The sequence below is a fragment of the Pseudomonas sp. EA_65y_Pfl1_P113 genome (assembly GCF_963970525.1).
GTDB lineage: Bacteria > Pseudomonadota > Gammaproteobacteria > Pseudomonadales > Pseudomonadaceae > Aquipseudomonas > Aquipseudomonas tritici.
The window spans coordinates 17,822-41,402 of sequence record NZ_CAXAQM010000043.1; the positions used below are offsets into that span (position 1 = coordinate 17,822).

Genomic DNA, 23,581 nt, shown 5'->3' on the forward strand with positions numbered 1-23,581 from the left:
ATGCTCAATAACCATTACCAAAGTGAGCTCAATCACCTGCGGCGCCTGGCTGACGAGTTCGCCCGCGGCAACCCGGCCCTGGCGCCTTTACTTGGCGTGGATTCGGCCAGCGACCCTGACGTTGAGCGTCTGCTTGAAGGCGTGGCGTTTCTCACAGGAATGGTTCGCCAGCGTCTGGATGACGAGTTTCCTGAGTTCATTCAGGAGCTGGCTCAACTGCTATATCCTCATTACCTCCAGCCTTTGCCATGCATGACACTCCTGCAGTTTCTGCCTCGGACACCGCTGCAAGAAAGCATACGAATCGAGGCCGGATGTGAAGTTACTTCGGTGCCGATTGACGGTCAACGCGTGCGTTTTCGTAGCAACCTCCCTGTGTCGCTTGAGCCATTGCAATTGCTGAGTACGCGTTGGGATGGCAGCATTGGAATGGAGCGGAGCCTGGTTCTGGATTTTGCTTTCACGACGGCCAAGCCTGAGGACTGGGATGTCGATAGCCTGACGTTCTATCTCGGCGACAGCATCGCCGATGCGTGCAAGCTAATGCGTCTGCTCCAACTGAATTTGCGTGAAATTCGTATTTCGGCTGCAGGTCAACCGGTCACTCTGCTACCCCCTAAGCATCTGCGCAGCTTGGGCTTTGATGCGGATAAGTCGTTATTGCCTTATCCCAATAACGCACATCCGGCCTATCGCTGTTTGCAGGAATACTTTGCCCTGCCAGAGAAGTTTCTGTTTGTCGAACTGTCGGGCTTCAAACAATGGCTCCAGCGCGGCAAGGGCGGGCGTTTCAGCGTACGTCTGATGTTCGACAAACTACCGGACTGGGCTCCGGCAGTATCGGCCAGCAGCTTCATGCTCGGCGTGACGCCGATGATCAACTTGTTCGATCAGGCCGCTCATCCATTGCGTATCGATCATAAGCAAACGGACTACCGTATTCAGCCGGCCGACCATGGTCAGCGCAAGAGCCTGCGTATTCACTCGGTGCTCAGGGTCGACAGTTATGCCGTCGAAACGGGTGAGCAGCAGCTACAGCCGTTCAATACATTTTCTCAGCGCGATACTTATAATTTGCGGATTCGCCCGTCCAACATTGAGGCACATGGTTACGATCATTACTTGAGCCTGCCTTACACCGAGGGCAAGGAGCTCAATGAAATGACACTTTCCATCGGCCTGTTGTGCACTAATGGCAAGTTGCCGGAAAGTTTGCGTTTGGGTGAGTTGAACCAGCCTACGGAAAACACTCCAGCCAGGTTGGAGTTCAAGAACATTCGTAGCATCACGGCCTGCCAACCGCCCAGGTTCGATGAAAAACTACTGTGGCGCATGCTCTCGCAACTCAATGCCAACCATTTTCGCCTGGCTGATCGCGATTATCTGCAGGGCCTGCTATCGCTTTATTTGCCGAGCATCGGTGAGGGCGCGCAAGACGCCAATCAGCGTCGAATCGATGCCATCGAAAAGGTCACTGTCACCCAGGAGCGGCGTTTTATTCGCGGATTGCCCGTGGAGGGCAGCGTGATTCGCGTCGATTGCCGGGGAGATCACTTTGCAGGTCCTGGCAGCCTCTACGTGTTCGGTTGCGTGCTTGAGGAGTTTTTCTCGGCCTGTACGGCGATCAATAGCTTCACCGCTTTCACACTGTTCGATAGCGTCAATCACGAGACTTTGAAATGGCCAGCGAAGATCGGACATCAGCGGCTAATGTAGCCGATCCACTCCTGCGTGACAGTCGCGACTACGCCTTTTTCCAGGCTTTACGCCTGCTGCGTTTGCGTTTCCCCAGTGAAAAAAATTTTGTCGAGAACGTTCGTATTCGCCCTCGATTGGGGTTGGGCTTTCCGCAACGCGACATTGAACACATTAAGCAGGACGCCGAGGGTCGCTATTGCATTGAGGCCAATTTCTTCGGCCTGTATGGCGTCACTTCGCCGTTGCCGACCTTTTATACCGAAGACCTGATCGACGAGCAGTTGCAGGGGCATTCGGCGGGTCGCGACTTTCTCGACATACTCCACGCGTCGTTGTACCCGTTGTTGTTTCGGGCGTGGGAAAAGCACCGAATCTGGATTGATATCACCGAACGGCGAGAGGTCAAGAGCCTACGTCACTTACAGGCGCTGATCGGTATTGCCGACGCCAGACCGGAGGAGCGTAGTGAGTCCACTGACCTGCTGCGCTATGCCGGCCTGTTCAACCAATATCCGCGCTCTGCCTTGGGTTTGCAGCAATTGGTTCAGGCCGAACTGAGTGACGGCGAGGTGGAAGTGGTGCCGTGTGTGAAAACACGATTGCGTATTGATCGTACCGCACGTACTTATCTGGGATTGCAATGCGGCTTGCTGGGTGAGGACAGCCTGCTCGGCCGCGAAGTGATGGACCGTAGCGGTAGCCTGGACATCCGTATCGGGCCCCTAAGTGCCGAGAGTTTCAAATCCCTTTTACCTGGCCAGGCGCGCTATAAAAAGTTGGTGCGGCTGGTGAAGTTGTATCTGCAGACACCACTGCGTTGTCGTTTGGTTATGCGCTTGAACGCGTCTGATCAGCCGGGCGCAGCCTTAGGCGCCGGATGGCAAAGTCTGGGCCTTGACACCTGGCTCGGTGACTTTAGCGCCCAGGATGAAGTGACTTTCATGTTGACAGCCGAACACGGACCAATGCTCGAAGAGAGGGCTTTATAAATGATTCAAGTCGAACTTAAACCGCTGTTCGCACGGCTTAACGTCTACAGCACTAAGGCATTGGAAAACGCCGCCGGGACGACTCTGGCTCGAAGCCATTACGAGATATCCCTGGAACACCTGCTGCGTCAGTTGCTCGATGATCCCAATGCTGACATGACACGGATTCTCACTCGCTTCGAGATTGACCCACTGCGTTTGCAGGCCATGCTTGATGACGGTCTTTCTCAACTGAAAAACGGCAACCCCGGTCGGCCGGTATTCGCTAGCCTTCTGACCGAGTGGGTCCAGGACGCCTGGTTAATTGCCTCGCTGGTAGTCGGCAGCGGTCGAATTCGCGGTGGCTCGTTGCTGTTGGCGCTGGTCTCCAGGCTGGGTTACTACACCGCGGGCACGCGCTACGGCGATATGCTCAAGGCTATCTCCGCTGATGCCTTGACGGCCGAATTCGCGACGCTGGTCTCTGGCTCAGCCGAAGGTCCGTTGGACAGCTTGCAGGCTGGCAGTACTGCCAGCATCGCCAATGCCGGTGCGCCCAAGACGGCAGAGGACAATATTGCCCGCTTCTGTGAAGACCTTACCGCCAAGGCCTTGGCTGGACGCATCGATCCGATTTTTGGTCGCGATGATGAAATCCGCCAAATGATCGATATTCTTGCTCGCCGTCGTAAGAACAACCCCATCGCTGTCGGCGAACCAGGGGTGGGTAAGTCCGCTGTTGTTGAAGGGCTGGCCCTGCTGATCAGTCAGGGTGAGGTCCCGGACTTCCTCAAAAACACCCGGTTGCTCAGCCTTGATCTTGGGGCGTTGGAGGCGGGCGCTAGTGTCAAAGGCGAATTCGAGAACCGCTTGCGCTCGGTCATTGAGGAAATAAAAGCCTCGACTACGCCGGTGATTTTGTTCATCGATGAGGCGCACATGCTAATCGGTGCCGGTGGTGCTGCCGGTGGTTCTGACGCTGCCAACCTCCTTAAACCCGCCTTGGCTCGTGGTGAACTACGGACGATTGCCGCCACTACCTGGTCGGAATACAAAAAGTATTTCGAGAAAGATCCCGCTCTGGCTCGACGCTTCCAGTTGGTCAAGCTCGACGAGCCGACGGTCAAGACTGCCGTACTGATACTGCGTGGCCTAAAGGGCCATTATGAGAAGGTTCACGGTGTCAGCGTTCGCGACGACGCCATTGTCGCGGCCGCAGAACTTTCCGATCGCTACATTACCGGGCGTTTATTGCCGGACAAGGCCGTTGACTTGCTCGACACTGCCAGCGCCAGGGTGCGCATCGGCTTGGGCATCAAACCGGCCGAACTCGAACGCATGGAGCGCCAGATGTCTGGTCTGGCCCGTGAGTTGAGTGCACTGGAGCGTGACCTTAGTAACGGGTTCCCGGTTCCAGATGAGCGGCTGACCGAGATAGCCGATGAACAGCTCGACATCGAAACCCGGCGGGCGGCATTAGAGGCACGCTGGCTGGCTGAGCGTGATGCTGCCTTACGTGTGCTGGAGGCGCGCAAGCAACTGAGCCTTAAAGAGGAAGAGCTGCCTCCGGCAGATGGTGCGGAGGGTGTTTCGGTACTGGCCCCGATGGCCGAGCGTCAAGCCGAATTGGAGCAGGCGCGTACCGCCCTTGCTCAACTGCAAGGTAACGAGCCGCTGCTGTTTACCGAAGTGAACCCCGATGCCGTGGCCAAGGTGGTTTCCGATTGGACGGGCGTGCCTCTGGGTAAGGTTCTGCGAGATGCCGCCGGTGGCGTATTGGCCTTGGCGGCGAACATCAAGAGCCGTATCCGTGGTCAGGACACTGCAGTGGAGCAGATCGCTGAAACGCTGAAGGCCGCACAATCGGGCTTGCGCGATCCTCAGCAGCCGCTGGGCGTGTTCCTGCTGGTTGGTCCGTCCGGAGTCGGTAAGACGGAGACTGCGCTGGCAGTTGCCGAGCACCTGTTTGGGGGTGAACAGGCAATGATCTCGGTAAACATGAGCGAGTACCAGGAGAAACATACGGTTAGCCGCCTGGTGGGTTCTCCTGCGGGTTACGTGGGTTTCGGTGAGGGAGGCATGCTGACCGAAGCCGTGCGCAAGCGACCGTACTCCGTGGTACTGCTTGATGAAGTCGAGAAGGCTCATCTGGACGTCGTCAATATCTTTTATCAGGTGTTCGACAAAGGCAGCCTGTCCGATGGTGAAGGTCGGCAGATCGACTTCAGCAACACCGTAGTGCTACTGACCAGCAATCTTGCCACCGATGAAATTCAAAACCTGTGCGCGGATGGCCGTCCGGACCCCGATACCCTGGCGGAAAAAATTCGTCCGATCCTGTCTCGACACTTCAAGCCAGCCTTGTTGGCGCGGATGACGATAGTGCCGTTTTTCACCCTGGGGAGCGAACAACTTTCGGGCATCGTGCACCTCAAGTTGAATCGTCTGAGCGAACGCCTACTGGCCTCTTCGAAAGTTCGCTTGAGTTTCGCCCCGGAAGTGGCGCAGGCCATTGCGGCGCGTTGCACCGAAGTAGAAAGCGGTGCGCGTAATATTGACTTCATCTTGCGCAAGAGCCTTACACCGCGTCTGTCTGACGTATTGCTAGGTGCTGTCGCAGACCAACGACCGCTGGCCGAGTTGCATGTGACGGTGGATGAAGCGGGCGAGTGGCTGATCAGTTCGGTGGATGCGGTACTGCCCAAGACGTCTGAGGGCGACAAGGTAGCCGATATCAGCATTGGCATTTGAGTTTCAGGTGTAGGCCTTAGATACAGGTATTGAACCACTCTTCATAATATTTTCGTGCCCCGCGAGTATCTGTGCTCGTACCCTCCCTCTCCACGCGCTGGACGCTGCGGCGGGGCATACTTTTTTTTAGTTGATTTGCAGTGAGGGTTGCAGCATGGCTTCGACTGACCAGCCGCTTTGTAGCTTTACCAGTTCGGCATTACCCCTTGAGTCCTTGCTGGTCTTGGATTGGCAGGGTCAGGAGGCCATATCGCAGCCTTATCGATTTGATGTGAGCCTGGCCTCTCAAAATCCGTTATTGGACGACGAGGCGATGCTCGGGAAGCCGGCGTGCTTGACTCTGTTTGATGCCATGGGAGCGCCGCATCCTTATCACGGCGTTATCAGCCAGGTTGAGCAGCTGGATTGCGACGATCAATATTTTTATTTTCGTGTGGTACTTGAACCACGCATGGCGCTTTTGCGCCAGCAGCGGTTCTCTGAGATTTGGTTGGATAAGAGTCTTCCAGAGCTGATCCGCGCCGTGTTATTCGATGTCGATCTGATACGTACGGGCCCTGGGCTTGGGAGCGACAGCGAGGCCGAGGGCTATGACTTCGACATTCGTCTGGCCCAGGACGATCTGGCTCTTAACCCAGTCAATTTCACTTGCCAGTTTGAGGAAACCAGCTTCGATTTCCTCTCGCGCATGCTCGAGTATTACGGGGTTTACTATTTCTTTGAGCAGCAGGCCGATCATGAGGCGCTAGTGCTGTGTGGTGATCTGCGCTACCAGCCACAGGTGCCGATTGCGCTGACCTACTTTCCGATGCATAGCACGCTGGAGGCGGCAGAAAAAATGTCGGTGGTCCGCTCGTTCCGTCTGCGTCGGTCAAGCCAGAGCCGCACGGTGGTCTTGCAGGATTTTTCTGCCAGCGCCGCACAGTTGCAACTGAAGGCGTCAGCTTCAGTGGCGGACGCCTGCCTCCCAAGCACCGCTGATGCCGAACACAGAACCGTAATTCAGGCATCTGCGGCTTTTCGAGGAGAGTACGGGCTATATGGTGAGCATCTGGGTTCTAACAATGAGGGTGTTTGGCTGGCGACTCGCCGAGCCCAAGCCATTGGTTGCAGGCACCGAGAATTTTATGGCAGTGGCAGTGCTACGGGGGTACGCGCCGGTTATCCAATGCAACTTCTGAATCATCAAAACCTGGCGTTTAATATCGGTTATCAGGTGATTGAAGTACGACACGATGGTAGTCAACCATTACCAGGTCTGGGCGATGACAAGTTGGGTAGAAATGGCAGTAGCAGTACCTCCTTTATCGCGCTGCCAGGGGATATACAGTTCCGTGCGCCTTGTATTACCCCGCGTCCAAATGTTCAGGGCTTGCTCAGTGCAGTGATCGATGGTGACGATAATAGTACTCAGCCGTTACTCAACGAACATGGTTGCTATAAAGTCATCTTTCCGTTCGTTCGCGGTGATAAAGCAAGTACTCGCGGTTCTGCGTGGTTGCGCATGGCTACAATGTCCAGCGGTGCTAACCATGGGATGCACTTTCCGTTGCTCAAGGGAGCAGAGGTGCTGATTTCGTTCATTGGCGGGGACCCGGACCGACCTATCATCACCGGCAGTGTGCCGAACTCGGAAAATCCGAATATAGTCAATGCAAGTAACGCGACTCAAAGTGGTTTCACGAGCCCTGGCGGGCACTACCTGTCCATCGACGATAATGAAGTGAACTCGCGGGTGATGTTGGGCGCGCCTGCGGGTAATACCAGTTTGACGCTAGGACAGAATGGTGCAACCGGTGCGCAGTTGTCCACTAATTCGCACATGGGGTTGGCTTCCTCTTCGTTTCATCAAGAGGTTTCCGGAATTTATTCTAAAAAAATAATGCCGATAGGTGATGATGCGGAGTCCGGCATACAAAGCTCAAATGCCAATACGGAAGGTGCGGGGCCGCCCTCGGGAGCGTCGGAAGGGGCAGGAGCGCCGGCACCGGCTGCAGCGGATCCTTCTAAATTAAAGAAAAGTAAAACTTCATCGACAAACTTGCTAACAGGTATGACGAATTATAATAAGATCAATGGAATGCTTGTTGAGACTAATACCGCTGCTTCTCAGGTTTCCGCCAGCCTATGTGCTACTAAAGTTGAACTAAATGTTGTGGGGGCGGCGACGACATGGAAGCTGGGCGGTGCGATTCATGAATACGCAGCGAACGTGATAACCAGGAAGTACGGCAAAGAAAATAAGAAGGTTGTTGCTAAGACTGAAGATGTTGTCTTGGTTCAACACAATAAGATATGCGCTTCCGTGAATGAGACTGTGGCGCGCAAGGAAACAAGTGGTACTTATGTTGTGACGGCTGAAATATATATTCAGAATTGTGTCGGCTTTTCAATTATTGCTCTGAATGCAAAAGAGGCATATATCGCTGCGCCGACTATTACACTTAAAGGGAATGTGGTCATTGAAGGTAAGTTGACGGTGGGAGGAGGAATAAGTTGTATTGGGGCGTTGAACTCGGAGGCTGGTATCACCACAATGGGTCAAGTCGTCGCTGAATCAGGTTCTTTTGCGAACTTAAAAGCTACTAGTCCTATACTTGGGACACTCTCCGAATTTCCTGTTCCAGATCCTGCCGCAGCTGAGTCAATGGCCGGAGTAACAACAACGGAAGCAGGGTTTGAACTTCTCCGTCGCGATGCAGATGCTGCAACAGATGCTGCAACACAAGTGCCTGAGTAATCGTCCTGTTGTCCTCATTAGGAGTGAATTTAGCATGCGGCTCAACTACAACGCAGCGAGCCTCTTGACCATAGCTCGTCAGCGAGATGCCCATGGGCCGCGTCTAGTCATCACCGTTGGGTTGCTATACGACCCGGTGATGCAGGTTCTGGCCCCTAAGCAGGCCCAACCCTGGTTGGCCGAGCGTTTCGGTGAGGAGTCCTTCGATCGTTTTTTGAAGAAAAGCCGTGGCAGTTTTGCTGTTCACGGCACTGCTCACGCACTTCATGATGGGCAGCGCCATGGTATGTCGGTACAGGTCAGTCTGGGAGCTTTGCGCAAAACTCTATATGTCTACCCACCACGTTATTGGAAGCATGGTGTATTGGGTTGGACGATGCAGCCTGGTGACCCCTTGCAATCACTGGCGCTGGATCTGCAGCACGCCTATGGCGGCCCCGAATATGCGGATAATCCAGAGGGCATGGGCCATGCTGGTGCGGGTGGCCCGGTTGATGGGCTGGCGCTGGCGCAGATCGAGGGCAAGCTGGTGGCTTTGCGCGGGCCGGATGAGCCTCAGGAGCTGGCCAGCTTCCTACCGTTGCCGATGCAGTCCCGCGAGCGGCTGCAGTTTATGGGGTCCTGCGACGAGCATTGGCAGCGCCTGCGGGCGCCATTTCTGCCGCTTGATACCGATCCGCGCTGGTTCGACGAGGTGGCCCAGGATCAGTGTTACAGCGACTATTGGCGAGGCGACGAGGCCTGGAGTGCAAGTGGCATGCACCCTGAACGTGACACTTTGCAGGGGCGTCTGCCTGGCTTGCGCCCGCGTTTGCTAGTGCGCCGGGTAGTGACAGAGGGCACGCCTGAAGAGGCACTGCTGGACCTGGATACGGTCTGGTTGTTTCCTGATGTCGAGCGAGTGCTGCTGCTGTATCGCTGTGACATTGCGGTCCAGGACATTGATGGCGAAGACGTCGCTGCGTTGGCTGTCGGCTGTGAGCGCGCCGCTGATCCGCAGCGTAGTACCGAACAATGGGCCGCTGAGTTATGGCCGCAGCCGGTGGTGAAGGCCGTTGTGGAACCACCGCCACCACCTCCTGCATTCGACCCTGCTCAAGCGATGGCCAAAATGCAAGCGGCTTTTGATGCCGCCTATGAGCATTTTGCTGTCCAGCAGGCGCAGGTGCTGGCAGGGGCGCAGGAGATTGCCGCGCGGGTTGGCAAGACCGTCGATGACAGCGCTACGCTCAAGTTAAAGGCCCCTGATCTGGCCGCTTTGGCCGCTGCGCCGCGCGCGCCTGCTGTGCCGTTTGATAGTGCTGCGTTGAAGGCGGAGATTGAAAAAGAAATCGCTCAGGGCAAGGAGGAGGGGCATCGGCAACTTGAGCAAATAGCTAAACACATTGGCACTGATGCCAAGAGCCTGTATGCCATGGCCGCAAATATGAAACCTGTTCACCCCGACCCGGTTGCAATGGTGAACAGCTTGTCCATATCGGAGGCAGAGAAGGTCAAATATAGGGCACAGATCCAGGAAGCAATAAATAGAGGTCACAATATTGAGGCCCAGGTCAAGGCCGCTACGGATTCAGTCAAGGCTGCCATTGATGCGGCCAGGCCTGCCACGACAAACCTGCCCGCAATCAAGCCTCGGCGGGTCTGGACCCGAGAGCTCCTGCAAGCGAGTCATGACGAAGGCGAAGTGCTGTCCAGAGAACGCTTCAAGGAGCTGAATCTGAGTGGTCTGGATCTTCGGGCCGGGCAGTTCGAGAGTTGTTTCTTCGAGACATGCAAGCTCAAGGGTTGCTGTCTTGAGGGGGCTGATCTGCAGAATTGTACCTTCACCGATTGCGACTTCACTGAGGTGCAGCTCGATGCGGCGAAGCTGACGAGAAGCCTGTTCCAGCGCTGTAACCTGAATGCCGCGCAATTGAACGATGTTAGTGGCGAAGGCCTGAATGCCCAGACGTCTGATTGGAACGGTGCTGCGCTTGAGCGTGCCAACATGAGCCGTGCCCAGTTCAGCGACTGCACCATGACCAAGGCCAGTTTTAAGGCGGCCCGGTTCGAAGGCGCACGCTGGCAGCGCTGCGATCTCGCCAACCTGCAAGGCCAAGGGACGTTCATGAACAACTCGCAGTGGCATGATTGCCGGATTGATGCCGTCGACTTGCGTGGCAGCGAATTGCGTCGCGCCAGTTGGTCAAAGACTCACGGGCAGGCTGCGGACCTTTCTGAGTGCCAGATGCAGGGCTGGCGGATTGATCAGGCTTGTCAATTTCCGGATATCCGTCTGGATAAATCTGATCTAAGCGGTGCCAGTTTGCAGTTCTCGGCATTGCCGCGAGCAAGCTTGGTCGAGGCGCGGCTGGATTCAGCATTGGTATCGCGGTGTGATTTGACCGACTCAAATGGTTATCACCTGTCGGCATGCGCTGCCGACTTCACTGGAAGCAACCTTTCCAAAGCCAGTTGGGTGGGGGCGAACCTGATGGATGTGCGTCTGCGCAAGGTCAATTTGCAACAGGCCGACCTGAGTAGCAGCAACTTGTATGCAGCTTTTACCGAGGGCGTTCGTGGCGCTGATGTACGCCTGGACGGGGCCTTGTTGACTGGTTGCCGTCTTCAGGAGGATCTGGCAAATGGCTGATGTCTTGAGTGTTGAACAATTACAGGCTCTGCTCGTCAAGGGGCAGCCGTTACGCGATCTATCGCTGGCGGGTGGCGATTACTCTGGAGTCGACTTGCTTCGTGCGCGGTTTGAGCGGGTGGATGCCCGAGGTGCGTGCTTTCGCGCAGCGAATCTCAACGGCTGCCGTTGGGATCATTGCCAATTACAGGACGCGGATTTCAGTGATTGCACCGGCCAGAGTCTGTCACTGAGCGACTGTGCTGTTGATCGTACTTGCTTCGCGAACGCCAAACTGGTGGGGGGGCGCTGGCTGCGCTGTACCGGCGACGGGTTGATCTTTGCTCAAGCCAGCCTGCGTCACCTGGCCATAATCGAAGGGTCTTTCAGGGCGCCCGATATGGCGCGGGCAGAGATGCAGCGATGCCAGTGGGCTGATTGCAAGTTGGCCGAATTCAATGCTGAAGATGTGCGTTGGGAGCAAGTGCGATTGACGGGTTGTACGCTGGTTAGCGCTTGTTTTGCTCGTGCTCATTTGCAGCAGTGTGCTTTCGATGAATCCACCCTCACGGGTGCCGATTTCACGGGTGTGAACAGTCTTTCCACCTCTTTCTACCGCTGCCAGGGCGTGGGCTTACGCGCCTGTCAGGCGGTATTGTCGAAGTCGATTTTCAGCCAGGCGTGTTTTCCACAGGCAGACTTCAGTGGTGCTCAACTGGACATGGCTAACCTGGATCAGGCCGACCTGACTGAGGCCGTGTTCGATCGGGCCTCGCTGCGATACGCCAGTGTTCGTGGAGTGCGCGCAGCCCGCAGTTCATTTGTAGCAGCGTGCTTACAGGGCGCCGATTTGCATGATGCTGACCTGACTGACTGCGATTGGCGGCAAGCGGAACTTGAAGCGGTCCGAGCCACCGATGGCGAGCGCCTGGCGGCGCAACGCTGGACCCCAACTTTATAAGGAGTTACTTAAATGAACGAGCTCTTGCAAGTTATGGACAGTCCCGCAACGTTGCGTCATGCGCGGATCAATGCTTTCGACGGCGAGCGTTTTGGTTTGGTGAGTGCTGAAGGTTATCGATATTGGCTCAAGCCTGCCCTCGGATGCCTCCTGCAACCTGCCGTGGGTGATAGCGTTTTGGTCTCAGTGGTCGGCAATGAAGGTTACATTCTAAGCGTTCTGGAGCGTAGCCAGGCCCAGGTGGCGGAATTGCGGGTCTCTGGTGACCTGCATCTGAACCTGCCGACCGGAGCTTTGAGTATCGAAGCCCGTGATGGCGTCGTGTTGAATGCCGGAGCGAGTCTTGCGGTTCAGGCTCGGTACTTGAATGCAATAATTGACCAGGGGCAGTTAGCGTTGGGCGCCCTGCAGGTGGGCGGGGAACAACTCGACAGCCACTGGCTGGAGCACAACGAAAGTGCGTTGTACCACACAGAGCAGGCGGTGCAGCACACTGCCGAGTATGGCGATAGCCGACGCAAGATTCAGGGGCATGAAGACGTGAGCGCCGGGTCCATGCGCCAGTGCGTTGAGAAGGATTGGAGTTTGTCTGGCGAAACACTGGATTTGTTTGCGCAAGTTACGGTCGCGCTCAGTGGCGAACGCATAAAACTGGGTTAGGGAGTATTAGATGTTCATGCTTAACAACGGTGGGGCCATGGCCAATTCCACTGTCCCCGACGTATGTAAGACACCCAGTCCGGCTGGGCCGATACCGATGCCCTATCCCAATATTGCGGAAACCAGTATGGCTGATCCAGGCGGTTTAGTGCCTGAGGTGTTGGTTGCGGCGATGCCCGCCATGAATCTTATGAGCAAAGTCATTCTTAGCAATGGCGATCAGGCCGGCGTCGCCGGGGGCGTGGTCAGTTCTAAAATTATGGGCGAGATGGCGTTTATCGATGGCAGTGCGATGGTGATGGTCGGCGGTAAGCCCGCAGTGCGCGTGACTTGTCAGACCTCACACAACGGATCGCCGCCTAATACGATGGGTATCGTCGCTGCGCCGAGCCAGACAGAGGTTTTGGTACTTGAATGAATAGTCGACTCTTTGCATTACTGGGATTATGCATGGCGCTCATTGGCTGTAGCGGTCAAGAGCTTACGCCCCAACAGAAAGCCTTGACCCAACTTAAGTGGGACTATGCCGAGAACGCCATTCAGTTGGATTTCGCTTCCAGCCCTGATCTGAATCAGTACGATGGCCAGTCGCACAATTTATTAGTGGTGGTGACACAGTTCGATCAGGCGAATGTTTTCGCCAACTACACCGGAAGCTCTCAGCAACTGAGCAGCTTGTTACTGATGGACAGTGCGCCGAAGGACATGATCGGCCTGACTCGAGTGTTTATCCAGCCGGGAGAGACCCGGCGCATTATGTTGCCACGTCTGGAGGGCGCAAAAATGGTCGGCATCGCCGCCGGCTATGCGCACCTTGATCCCACCCGCAGTGTCAAGCTGTATCAGATTGGCGTAGACGTGAGTTCTACCGGTTTCTTCAGTAAAACCTGGACTGCTACCCCCCAACCGATTGCCATTGACTTGATGATGGGCGCCGACGCCGTACTGCGAGGCAAGGACAGTCGCCTGGCGCAGCCCAAGCCCGTGCAGCCGGCAGAAGGCGAAGTGCGTCTGCCGGGAGTAACACAATGATGGTTTTGCATGCTTGCCATTTCAACCCCTTTTGCCGAATCAGAACCTTATGAATATCGATCAATTGTTGTATTGGCATCAGGGGCTATTTCTGCAGCCTCAGCACTTCCAACAGAATGATGCACGGATAGAAAACAGTCTGGCACGCACTACTGAACTGACACACCCTTATCCTTGGGGGCTTATCTCAATAAAGATAAACGAGCCTGCGTTGGCTTCACGCCAGTGCATGCTGGATCAACTGTCGGTTCGTTTTGCTGAAGGCTCGCTGGTTGAGTACCCAGGCAATGCGGTACTGGAAATGCGCAGCTTTGATATTGCTGAATTCGCCAGTGGCGGCCGTACGCTATATGTCGGTTTGCGCCGTCTGTTGCCCGGTGATGCCAATGCTCAGGTGTTTGAGACCCTCAGTGATGGTGCCCAGGCCGAGGCGCGTTTTGCTGTAACCGCTGACCCGGAAGTGATTGGCGACCGCTTTGGCAGTTCACCGGACGCACGTGTGCGCTCGATGTCCTACGTGTTGCGTTTGTTCTGGGGTGACGAACTGAAGCATTTGAGTGCCTATGAACTGTTACCCATCGCCCGTTTCGAGGCTGATGGTGATCGTGTCCGTCCGGCGCAGCGCTTTGTTCCACCGTGCGTTAACCTGACGGGGTCTGGGATCCTGCTGCAAACCTTGCGTGAAGTGCGCGACGATTTGGTTGGTCGGGCGCGTCAGTTGGCGGTTTTCAAACAACCGGGCGAGTCACGTCGAGGCGACTTTGATGCGATTCAAGCTAACAACCTGATGGCTCTTTCGGTGCTCAACCGCTACGGCCCGATGCTCACTCATCTGCTGGAGACCCCGCAGATCTCTCCGTGGCAGTTGTATGGTGTATTGCGGCAGGTGGTGGGTGAGTTGAGTCTGTTTTCCGACAGCTGCGACATGCTGGGTGAAACCCCTCAGGGACGCCAGTTGGTGCCTGCCTACAAGCATGAAGATGCAGGCGCGTCGATCATCAGCCTGGTCAAGTTAATTGGTCAGCAACTGAACGAAATCAGTATCGGCTCGGAGCTGTTGGTGCGTCTCCAATTGCACGACGGCTTTTACCAGAGTGATTTGCCAGAGGCATTCTTTGGCTTGCGCCATCGTTATTTCCTGGTCGCGCGCAGCGAGAGCGACCCGGTGTGGTTGTCTGAAAGCCTCCCGCGTGACGGTAAACTCGGCGCTCTTGGCGCTATGGATGGCCTGGTCAATCGGTCATTGCCGGGTGTCGAATTGGTCTATCTGCAAGTGCCGCCGGCAGGTTTGCCAAGGATTGCCGGGGCCCTCTATTTCCGTGTGGAAACCCTTAGTGATGCCTGGGAAGAGATACAAAGCGGGCGCCAGGCGGCATTCTTCCTGCCTGATATTCCCGGTGATTTGATTGTGGAACTGGTGGTGGTGCGCTCATGAGCACTTATCGTCTTGCTCATCTCTGGATGCCGGCTTTCGACGCGACCAAGCGTGGCCTGGCCGATCCCATGCAGACCTACGACAGCCTCGCGCCGACGCTGATTGCTCTGCTTGATAGTGCTACCACCCGTTCGAGGGAGCGTCAGTTCAGTGAAGCTCAGATCCGTGAAGCGTTGTTCGCTGTGGTCGCCTGGATCGATGAAAGCGCTATGTCGCTTGATTGGCAGGGCGCCAGCCAATGGCGTAGAACGCCATTGCAGCGCCATTATTTTTCTACCAGCCGCGCCGGTGTTGAATTCTTCCAACGCCTTGAGGCGTTACCAGAGGCAGCTGAAGACGCCCGAGAGGTTTTTGGCCTGGCTCTGCTCAGTGGTTTTCAAGGGAAATATGCCACGCGTCTTGGTGGCGAACTGATGCAGTATCGGCGTCAATGTCTGGAACGCATCATCCTGGATCACAAGATCGCTCCGCTGGATATCTCAGGCGGTCTGTTTAGGCAGCCAGAAGGCGCTCTGCCACAACGCGCGCGTATGGTTCGTCGCAGATTGCCGGGTATCGCGCTGGCGATGCTGATCGGTATCCCTCTGTTGTTGTTGGGTGGCCTTTATCTAAGTTTCGATTTGTCTCTGAGCCATCAGGTCAGTCAATTGTTGGAGATTCGCTGAATGCTCAAGAAAGCGGGGGTTTTCTTGTTGTGGATGGCGCTGCTGGCGGTGCTTGCGTTACTTATCTGGGGTGTTGTGCTCTATCAGGGCTGGCCACTGTGGTATGTGCCGTTGATTTTTGTCGGCATCATTGGCTCGGTCATGGTCGTGCGCTGGGTCGGTAGACGCTGGTACGCTTGGCGCCTGCGTATGCGAATGAGTGACGAGCGGCCGGAAAATCGCGCCGATCACGCCCCCAATATCGATCGCGACTGGACTTCAGGGATTCGCTTGCTGCGACAGTCTCGTCTGAGTCGCCTGGGTTCGCCTCTGTACGTTCTGCCCTGGTTTCTGACGCTCGGCGGGAGCAGCAGTGGTAAAAGCAGTCTCTTAGCCAATAGCGGATTGACCTCGGCCATGCGTTCCGCCGATCTCGGCAATGTGGTGGAACCAACAGACACGCTGGATTGGTGGTTCCTGGAACGCAGTGTAATGATTGACCCCGCAGGGCGGGTGGTCGAAGGTCATGGTTCTGCCAGTGCAGAGTGGAAGCGCTTGCTCTACTGGATGTTGCGGTCCAGGCGGCGTGAGCCTCTAAATGGTGTGCTTCTGGTTATTGATAGCAGTCGTCTACTCAGTGATACCGATGAGAGGCTGGCTGAACTTGGGCGAAACCTGCGCCAACGTCTGGATGATCTGGTTAAGGTATTTGGCGCGCGGTTACCGGTGTATTTCATCATTACCGGCGCGGACGCCGTGAGCGGTTTCAGCCAGTGGGCGTCGGCCCTGAGCCCTGAGCAGCGTAAGCAGCCGTTCGGCTTGCTCAGCCAGAACACCGAGCATGCGGCGCCAGCGTTTCTCGATGAAGTGTTTGAGGGGCTCTGTCAACGCTTGTCGGACCTTCGTATCGAGTTGGGCCTCAGTGGTCTGCCCGATGAACATGCATTCGGACTGCCAGAGCGTGTTGCCGACCTGCGCCTGCGATTGGACAAGCTACTTCTGCCTGTTTTTGGCGCCAACCCCTATAGTGAACCGCCGTTGCTGAGGGGCCTGTTCCTCACCGCTCAGGGCACAGATGAGCAGGGCCGGCGCGAGGGTTGGTTCAGTCATGATTTGCTGGGTTTATTGCTGCCGCAGCAGCGTCATGCTTATCAACCTATTGACAGTTGGCATCGCTGGCGTCGACTGTTTGCCCATTTGGCAGTCATCGTTTGGCTGTCAGCCTGTGTTGGTGTTGCAGTCTTACTGGTTTACGCCGAGCGTCATACCAGTAATGTTATTAATGATGCTCTGAGCGAACCGCCAAAAGTAGCCGAGTTCGACGGCGGGCTGGAAACCGATCTGGATGCTTTGCGCCGGTTCCGCCAATCAATCATTAATATGACAGACAAAGAACAAGGAGGATGGCTCAGCCTTCTACCGTTCTCCCGGCACATCTCTAATGTCCAGAGTCACTATCGCGAGGAGTACGTGAGGCTGTTCAACCACGAGGTCCGGGAGCCTATGTTTGATGGGGTGCTTTCTCAGAATCTGGGTGCAGCCCTTGCCAGCGGTGACTCACAGCAGATCGCTGCCTACGCCGAATTTTTGGTGCGCCGTATTAATTTACTTGATGCGCGATTGAGCAACTCTGCGATGGCAGAGATGCCAACCCCAGGGCTGGGATTGGGTTTGCTATACCAGATATACGCCCCGAAAGATAAGGTCAGTCCATCGCAGATGGCTACGGTCGGCAGCAGTTATGCTTCTTATCTGGCTTGGGATAATGATTTCGCCCAGTTACAGTCTCAACGTGCTGCTTTGTTGGGGTTATTGGGCAGTATGGGGTTGGAGAGCCGACCGCAGACCTGGTTGACCGCATGGGCAGAGCAGCAGAGTAATCTTTCGCCAATGCGCTTGAGTGAGTATTGGAGCGACAACTCCAACCCTGACTTAGAGTTATCCAGCGCCTATACATTGCAGGGACATAACGCGATTCTTGGTTTCATCGAAGAGATTGGGCGTGCCAGCCGAGACCAGCACCTGTGGGAGAGACAGCGAGAACGATTCCTATCGCAGTATCAGGAGGACACTCAAAATGCCTGGTACCAGTTCATTCAACGCTTCTTACTGAGTGCCCAGACCCGTCTGGAAGGACAAAGCGACTGGCAGCAGGCGTTGAGTGTGGTGGGTACTGCTAACGATCCGTTCCTTAAGTTGTTGCACCGGACTGCCAAACGTTTCGAGTTGATTCCAGTGAGCCAGCGCAGTTCTTGGGCAGCAAGTGCAGTAAACATCGACCGCCTACTCAAATTGGCCAAGAATAACGATTTGCACAGCGAAATCGGTGCCTTGAACAATCTGAAGGTCACCAATTCTTTGGGCGGCGATGTACTCAAGGGCCTCGCCAATGGCGATTCTGTCTCTGAGGGCGTCAATCAGGTTCGCCAGGATTTGGCTCAGGCAAGGTCCCTGGCTCAGTTTCAGCAGCTAATCAGAGATATCGTTGGCGACTTGCAGAAGAGTGATGCCCAGGCATTTCAGGTAGCGCTTGATGGGTGGGGCTATGGTAGCGATCCTTCTGTAAAGGCATCCAAGCTGTGGCAGGCGTGGGCAGCCCGCGATAAGTTGATCCAGGAGCTACGTGGCTTGGACCCTCGCGAGGACGTGGTCTGGGGTCTGGCGACGGGCTCATTGGATTTCAGTGTGCATTACGCTGGACAGATTGCTGCCTGTCAGTTGCAACGTGACTGGAATGGCCAGTTATTGAGCGCCATTAATGGCGTGCAGGATCCGGTAATCATCAATGAGCAGTTGTATGGTGACCGCGGTCAACTTCCCGCATTCATGAATGGCCCGGTGAAGACTTTTGTCGAGCGCGATGCTCAGCGCTATGCACCACGTGAAGCGTTGGGAGTGAATGTGCCATTGACCGGTGCTTTCTATTCTTACGTTAGTCGCATGCAACATGCGCAGAACGACATTGCCAGCGCCAAGCGTCAGAGCCTGGCAATGAAGGCTGCGCAGGAGCAAGAAAAGCAGTCGCTGGGTATCGAACAAAAGGCCCTGCAGGCGCAGCAGGTTGAGTTGCAGCAGAAACTCGTCCTGATGCAGGCTACTGCTGCGGTAGTAGAGCTGTCAGCCACGCCTTCGCAGGTCAATCTCAGCGCCCGACAACTGCCACAGCAGACTCGCCTGACCATGCAGTGTAATGGTCGCTCGACGGTGCTGGAAAATTACAACTTTCCAACCAGTGCCAGTTTTGTCTGGGCGCCAGGTAACTGCACTGACGTCGCATTGGAGGTGGTGTTCTCAGACTTCAAATTGGTCCGACACTGGACCGGTCCACAAGCCTTTGTTGAATTCCTACGTAATTTCAGCGGGGGGCAACATACCTTCACACCTGATGATTTTCCCAATCAGCGCGACATCATGGGCAGTGAAAATCTGACGCAGATTCAACTGACATACCGTCAACAGGGTGAGAAGACGCTGCTCGATAACTATGCGCAGGCTGATCAGCTACAAATGCAGATCACTGAGATTAACGATCGTCTCAAAAGCATCGACGAAGAACTGGCTAGTATCGACACCCAGGCTGCTGCGCAAGCGGTTAGCGTGGCTGCTAGCGGTTCCCCGGAGCAACAAGGTTTGGCAAGCATTCAACCACCGAAGCAAATTGCCTGGTGCTGGACCCATAGTTCCGGTGAGATCGCTCGGAAGGTTGTCGACAGTCTGCGGATAGAGGTCGGTGTATTTAACAATGAGACGAGGCTTAAGGAGCTTGAAACTCATTTACGCGAAATGAACTACGAGACGCGTAGGGAGTTGGTGAAAACCCCGGGCGGGCAGCCCTTCCAGCGCTTGCTGGTGGTGGGGCTTGCCGATAATGCCGCGGCGCAGAAGGCCCTCACTGAGATATCGGTGAAACTCAATGTTCAAGGGAGAATAGACCGAGGCGTAAATGCGCTCTTGAATGGTTCAGCCCAGTGATTAGCGGTTGGCGCAATTCACTGGTGTTGAGAATCACTTGTTTACTTGCGTTAGTCCTTTCACTGAGTTGGGGGGGGGCCGCTGGTCTCAGCGCCTGGCGCACTTATGAGCAGTTGCAGAGCGAGGAGCTGGATAATCTGAGCCAACGCCTGCGGCTGCTCACCTCCGTCAATGATGATGATTTTCGCGATGCAGAAGAAGGGGTGCGCCGTTTAGTTCTTCTATGGAACAACGGTGATGCCAAGAAGTTGGATTCCACGATCACTCAGCGCAGCAATATGTCCTGGGTTCTTGACCCGACCGTAGTAGAAGACAAACATCTCGTCCAAGCTAGTCTTCTTGCCCATGCTGCTGCAGCCGCGGAGGCTTTTGGTGTAGCGGGTCACTCAATGATTGTTGATGCGTTTTTCTACTTTCCGGGCGCCGGTGCCGCATTTTCAACTGAGCCGGATATTCCGCATGCCTTTTCCGCAGCCCGTGCAAAGTACTTGCGTGAGCTATTTGCGCGCCTGAGCAATAGCGGACCGGCACTGATCTGGGACGGTCCGCACTACGAAAAAAGTATTAATCGTCAGATTCTGAGCATTATCGCAGTGTCTCGTGATGCTCAAGGTAAGCCGCTGCTGATAGCCGGATATGAGCTGAAACTGGATGAGCGTCTGACACGTATCGAGAAGTTGTTGGACTCCCACGCAAGCCTGTTGCTCGACCGCGATGGCAGGCGAGTTGCCGATCTATCCCAACATAGTCTGGATGACATTTCTGAAGCTACGTTAAATAAGTTGATAACAGGCCTTGATCCCGCTGCTGACTTTCCTCAGGTCTCCATAGTTAATAGGGTGCCTGCGGTTATTGCTCATTTGAGTCAACCGGACTGGTATCTGGTCTCTCTGTATCCACAAGACCGCTTGCGGACCGAAGCATTGCGTCTGATTCTCGGCGAAATCCCATTTGCTGTTATCGGATTTGTGTTACTCGCTCTGGGCTTATTGTTGGTACTGCGGCGTCAACTTGCCCTACCTCTCGCAGGGTTTGCCCGGTCGATCCAACTTACCGCCACCGGAACCGATCTTTCTCTGCGTCTGCCTGTGGCGCGTGAGGACGAGTTGGGGCTCTTTGCCGCTAGTTATAATGAGTTGCTTGACGCCATTCAAACCCAGCAAGCCGGGCTGGAGAACCTCGTTAGTGAGCGCACTCACGAATTACGGACGGCCCGTGAGGCGGCGGACCAGGCGAACCTGCTAAAAGGGCAATTCCTGGCCAATATGAGTCATGAAATTCGTACTCCTATGAATGCCGTGATAGGGATGAATCATCTGCTGGCCGATACAGCCCTGAACGCGCAGCAACAGCATTTTGTTCTGGTGATCCGAGAAAACTCTGAAGCTTTACTGGCCCTGATCAACGATATCCTCGACTTTTCCAAGGTCGAATCAGGAAGCCTCAGCTTTGAGTCTATTGAATTCGACCTTATAGAAGTACTAGAGGAGGTCGTAGAACTTCTGGCGTCGCGTGCAGCAGAGAAGGGCCTTCGGATGATTTGCCAGATTGCCAGCAATGTGCCCACACACGTTCTTGGCGATCCCTGGAGACTGCGGCAGGTCTTACTTAACCTACTGAGCAACGCGGTAAAGTTCACGACCAGCGGCTATATTCGTCTAGTGGCTTGGCGGTCGGATGGGCAACTATTGGGCTTTCAAGTCATTGATACAGGTATTGGTATCGCCGAGCAGGCGCAGGAGGCGGTGTTCGATGCCTTTCGTCAGGCCGATGCCTCGACTACCCGTCATTTTGGTGGCACAGGCCTGGGCCTGTCGATCAGTCGGCGTCTGGCTCAACTGATGGGCGGAAAAATTCAATTGCAGAGTGAAGTAGGAGTGGGGTCGACTTTCAGCCTGTTCCTGCCATTGCCAGATTGCCCCACTCCTCAGGCAGACGACTCGCGATTGTGGGGGCTGCGCATTCTGGTAGTAGATGAGCATAGTGAAGAGCGCGAGGCGCTGATTGGTATCCTTGGTCAGTGGCGGATTTTCTGCCAAGGCTCCAGTTCAGCCCAGGATGCGTTGCAGTTAATGAGACAGCGGGCGCAGCAGGACGCCAGATTTGACCTAGTGTTGGTCAATTATCGATTGCCCATGATCGACGGGTTGGCTTTTGCTGAACAATGCCGTGTGGATGTCAGTCTGACCGGGGCGCGCTTGATACTGATGGTCGCCCTTGGTGAGTCGGTACCGTCTCATGATGACCTAAGACGTCACGGTTTAGCTGCTTGTGTGACTCGACCGTTACGACGGCAGCAACTCTACCGCACGTTATGTGAGGTGCAGAGTGGTGCTACGCCTGCCGTTCAGGATGTTCCGTCACCGTTGAGTTCTCTTGATTGTCACGCCTATAGCCTGGATGTGTTGGTGGTCGACGACATAGCCACTAACCGGCAAATTACGAAGTTACTCCTTGAACGTTTTGGTCATCGGGTCAGCTTGGCTTCTGACGGTGTTGAAGCTTTGGAGATCCTTGCTTCGCGTGTTTTTGATGTGGTCCTGATGGATGGTCAGATGCCTCGTCTGGATGGGATGGAGACGATCCGTCGCCTGCGTTCGGGCCGCATTGAAGTGCTCAACGATGAGGTATGGGTTATTGCTCTGACTGCCAATGCAATGAGCGGTGACCGCGAGCGTTTCCTTGAAGCCGGGGCTGATGACTACTTGGCCAAGCCGGTTTTGCCTGCGCAGCTATTTAGCGCTATTAGCCGGGTCATTACGCTGCAGTTGAAACGTGGCATGGATATGCGTGAGTCGACCGCGCAAGAGCCCGCGGTTGAGTTAGTGTCGGAGGATTGCCTGGCGACTTTGCGTGCACCTCGGTTACAACGTTTGTTCAACGAGGATTGTAAGCGTTTGCTGGCTTGTCTGGAGGAGGCTGTTGCGGCGACCGAATATATCGAGGCGGCCCGAACGGCTCATAGTCTCAAGGGGAGTGCAGGGCAGTTTGGTGAGCTGGAGTTGGAAGCGCTTGCCGACACGGTCGAAGTTGCAGCACTTAATTCTGATTATCCAGCACTTCTAGGCGCTTTGAAACAATTAAAAGTGTATCAAAATTTGCGCCTCAATTATCAGATTCTTTAATAGCAAAAAACAGGAGCTACTTGTTGCAAAGCGTATATGGCAGAAGCTTCAGTTTTGTATTAAGTGTGCGAGTTATATAGCGCCTGACCAAAGCTGCCAGTTACTACGCAAGGCAAAGTTATTGAAAGGGGGAGTTGATGATGACCAGGTGCCAGCTGACCGAACTAGCCTTCCAGATATTCGTGTCCGGAAGGCCAAATCTAGAGCGCGAAATATCTATTATTGTGGATGATAAAGAGCGAGGTTTAACCAAGCAGGAGTTACGTTTCATAAAGATTGCCCTGGAACTGGAAAAGGAAGCAGATAGTAGGTGTATATCTCCTTGGGACTATCAGCTTAAAATTGTGGAGGATTCTGGTTTAGACGTATCGGCGCTACGTTGTGAGGGGCGTTTTTATGATGCCGATGCTATTAGCAACGACAGACTTCTTTAATGGTTTTTAGCTTTCAAAGCTTAGGGATAGTCTGAAGTAGGCCGCTATTTTTCGACTGCTGAGCCATAGGCGCTTTCAAAAAACGGCAGCCGTTCAAAACCGATCACGTCTGCCGCCTATTCCATCCATTTTTTCCGCTGAACGCTCCTCGCAGCAGCTATTTCCCTCATTACGGACGCACCTCTCCTGCGCTGGAGAGCAAATATCGACGCGCCATCCAAAGGTTCGACAGGGCGAACAGCGTCACCATCTGAGCAGTGTTTTTCACCAAGCCTCGGAAACGCACTTTCGTATAACCAAACTGACGCTTGATCACTCGAAATGGATGCTCAACCTTGGCGCGAACCTGGGCCTTGGCTTTCTCGATCTTGCGCATCGCTTTGTACAGCGCGCTGCGTTTACCGTGTTTTTTGTAGGTACTGCGTAAGCGATCCATCGTCTACACATTCAAAGCTGCCATTTGATGCCTGATGCTGGGCTCCCGATATCCTTCAGGAGCCCGCCGTCATGATGCGCCCCGACGCCAAAGTTGAAAAAGTGTACCTCTACC

General features: G+C 55.0%; 14 protein-coding genes and 1 pseudogene. 14 read left to right on the forward strand and 1 reads right to left on the reverse strand.

The features are described from left to right. The 14 genes from tssF (at position 1) to AACY52_RS25365 (ending at position 23,031) form a co-directional block, all read left to right on the forward strand. Positions 1-1,716, forward strand: coding sequence for a type VI secretion system baseplate subunit TssF (gene tssF, locus AACY52_RS25300; protein WP_339560931.1), 1,716 nt, complete (start codon positions 1-3; stop codon positions 1,714-1,716). Beyond that, entirely contained in the window at positions 1,680-2,687 is a 1,008-nt protein-coding gene (tssG, locus tag AACY52_RS25305) for a type VI secretion system baseplate subunit TssG (RefSeq protein WP_339560932.1), read from the forward strand. The genes tssF and tssG overlap by 37 nt, the downstream gene beginning before the upstream one ends. After that, positions 2,688-5,417, forward strand: coding sequence for a type VI secretion system ATPase TssH (gene tssH, locus AACY52_RS25310; RefSeq protein WP_339560933.1), 2,730 nt, complete (start codon positions 2,688-2,690; stop codon positions 5,415-5,417). It begins immediately after the preceding gene. Between the two features lie 154 nt (positions 5,418-5,571). Continuing rightward, positions 5,572-8,157: a type VI secretion system Vgr family protein gene (locus tag AACY52_RS25315; protein WP_339560934.1), complete on the forward strand. Its 2,586-nt coding sequence runs from the start codon at positions 5,572-5,574 to the stop codon at positions 8,155-8,157. Further along, positions 8,096-10,789, forward strand: a complete 2,694-nt coding sequence (locus tag AACY52_RS25320; RefSeq protein ID WP_339560935.1) for a DUF2169 domain-containing protein — start codon at positions 8,096-8,098, stop codon at positions 10,787-10,789. Before AACY52_RS25315 ends, AACY52_RS25320 begins: the two co-directional genes overlap by 62 nt. Further along, a complete protein-coding gene (locus tag AACY52_RS25325; RefSeq protein WP_339560936.1) occupies positions 10,782-11,729 on the forward strand; it encodes a pentapeptide repeat-containing protein in 948 nt (315 codons plus the stop codon). The genes AACY52_RS25320 and AACY52_RS25325 overlap by 8 nt, the downstream gene beginning before the upstream one ends. A gap of 12 nt (positions 11,730-11,741) precedes the next feature. Next, positions 11,742-12,389: a DUF3540 domain-containing protein gene (locus AACY52_RS25330; RefSeq protein WP_339560937.1), complete on the forward strand. Its 648-nt coding sequence runs from the start codon at positions 11,742-11,744 to the stop codon at positions 12,387-12,389. 10 nt (positions 12,390-12,399) lie between these two features. Beyond that, positions 12,400-12,807, forward strand: a complete 408-nt coding sequence (locus tag AACY52_RS25335; protein ID WP_339560938.1) for a DUF4150 domain-containing protein — start codon at positions 12,400-12,402, stop codon at positions 12,805-12,807. Continuing rightward, positions 12,804-13,421, forward strand: coding sequence for a type VI secretion system lipoprotein TssJ (tssJ, locus tag AACY52_RS25340; RefSeq protein WP_339560939.1), 618 nt, complete (start codon positions 12,804-12,806; stop codon positions 13,419-13,421). Before AACY52_RS25335 ends, tssJ begins: the two co-directional genes overlap by 4 nt. 49 nt (positions 13,422-13,470) lie before the next feature. Beyond that, the gene (gene tssK / locus AACY52_RS25345) at positions 13,471-14,856 is read left to right on the forward strand and encodes a type VI secretion system baseplate subunit TssK (RefSeq protein ID WP_339560940.1); all 1,386 of its coding nucleotides are present in this window, start codon (positions 13,471-13,473) and stop codon (positions 14,854-14,856) included. Continuing rightward, a complete protein-coding gene (locus tag AACY52_RS25350) occupies positions 14,853-15,521 on the forward strand; it encodes a DotU family type IV/VI secretion system protein (protein ID WP_339560941.1) in 669 nt (222 codons plus the stop codon). Before tssK ends, AACY52_RS25350 begins: the two co-directional genes overlap by 4 nt. Beyond that, entirely contained in the window at positions 15,522-19,472 is a 3,951-nt protein-coding gene (locus tag AACY52_RS25355) for a type VI secretion system protein (protein WP_339560942.1), read from the forward strand. It abuts the gene before it with no gap. Further along, positions 19,469-22,597 carry a response regulator gene (locus AACY52_RS25360; protein ID WP_339560943.1) on the forward strand — a complete coding sequence of 1,043 codons (3,129 nt, stop codon included), beginning with the start codon at positions 19,469-19,471 and terminating at the stop codon, positions 22,595-22,597. The genes AACY52_RS25355 and AACY52_RS25360 overlap by 4 nt, the downstream gene beginning before the upstream one ends. Before the next feature lie 137 nt (positions 22,598-22,734). Beyond that, on the forward strand, positions 22,735-23,031 hold the full coding sequence (locus tag AACY52_RS25365; protein ID WP_339560944.1) for a DUF6388 family protein: 297 nt from the start codon (positions 22,735-22,737) through the stop codon (positions 23,029-23,031). A 169-nt stretch (positions 23,032-23,200) separates the two neighbouring features. Here the strand turns inward: AACY52_RS25365 and AACY52_RS25370 are convergent. Next, a pseudogene (locus AACY52_RS25370) lies at positions 23,201-23,455 on the reverse strand (transposase); the annotation flags it as partial. Positions 23,456-23,581 lie beyond the last annotated feature (126 nt).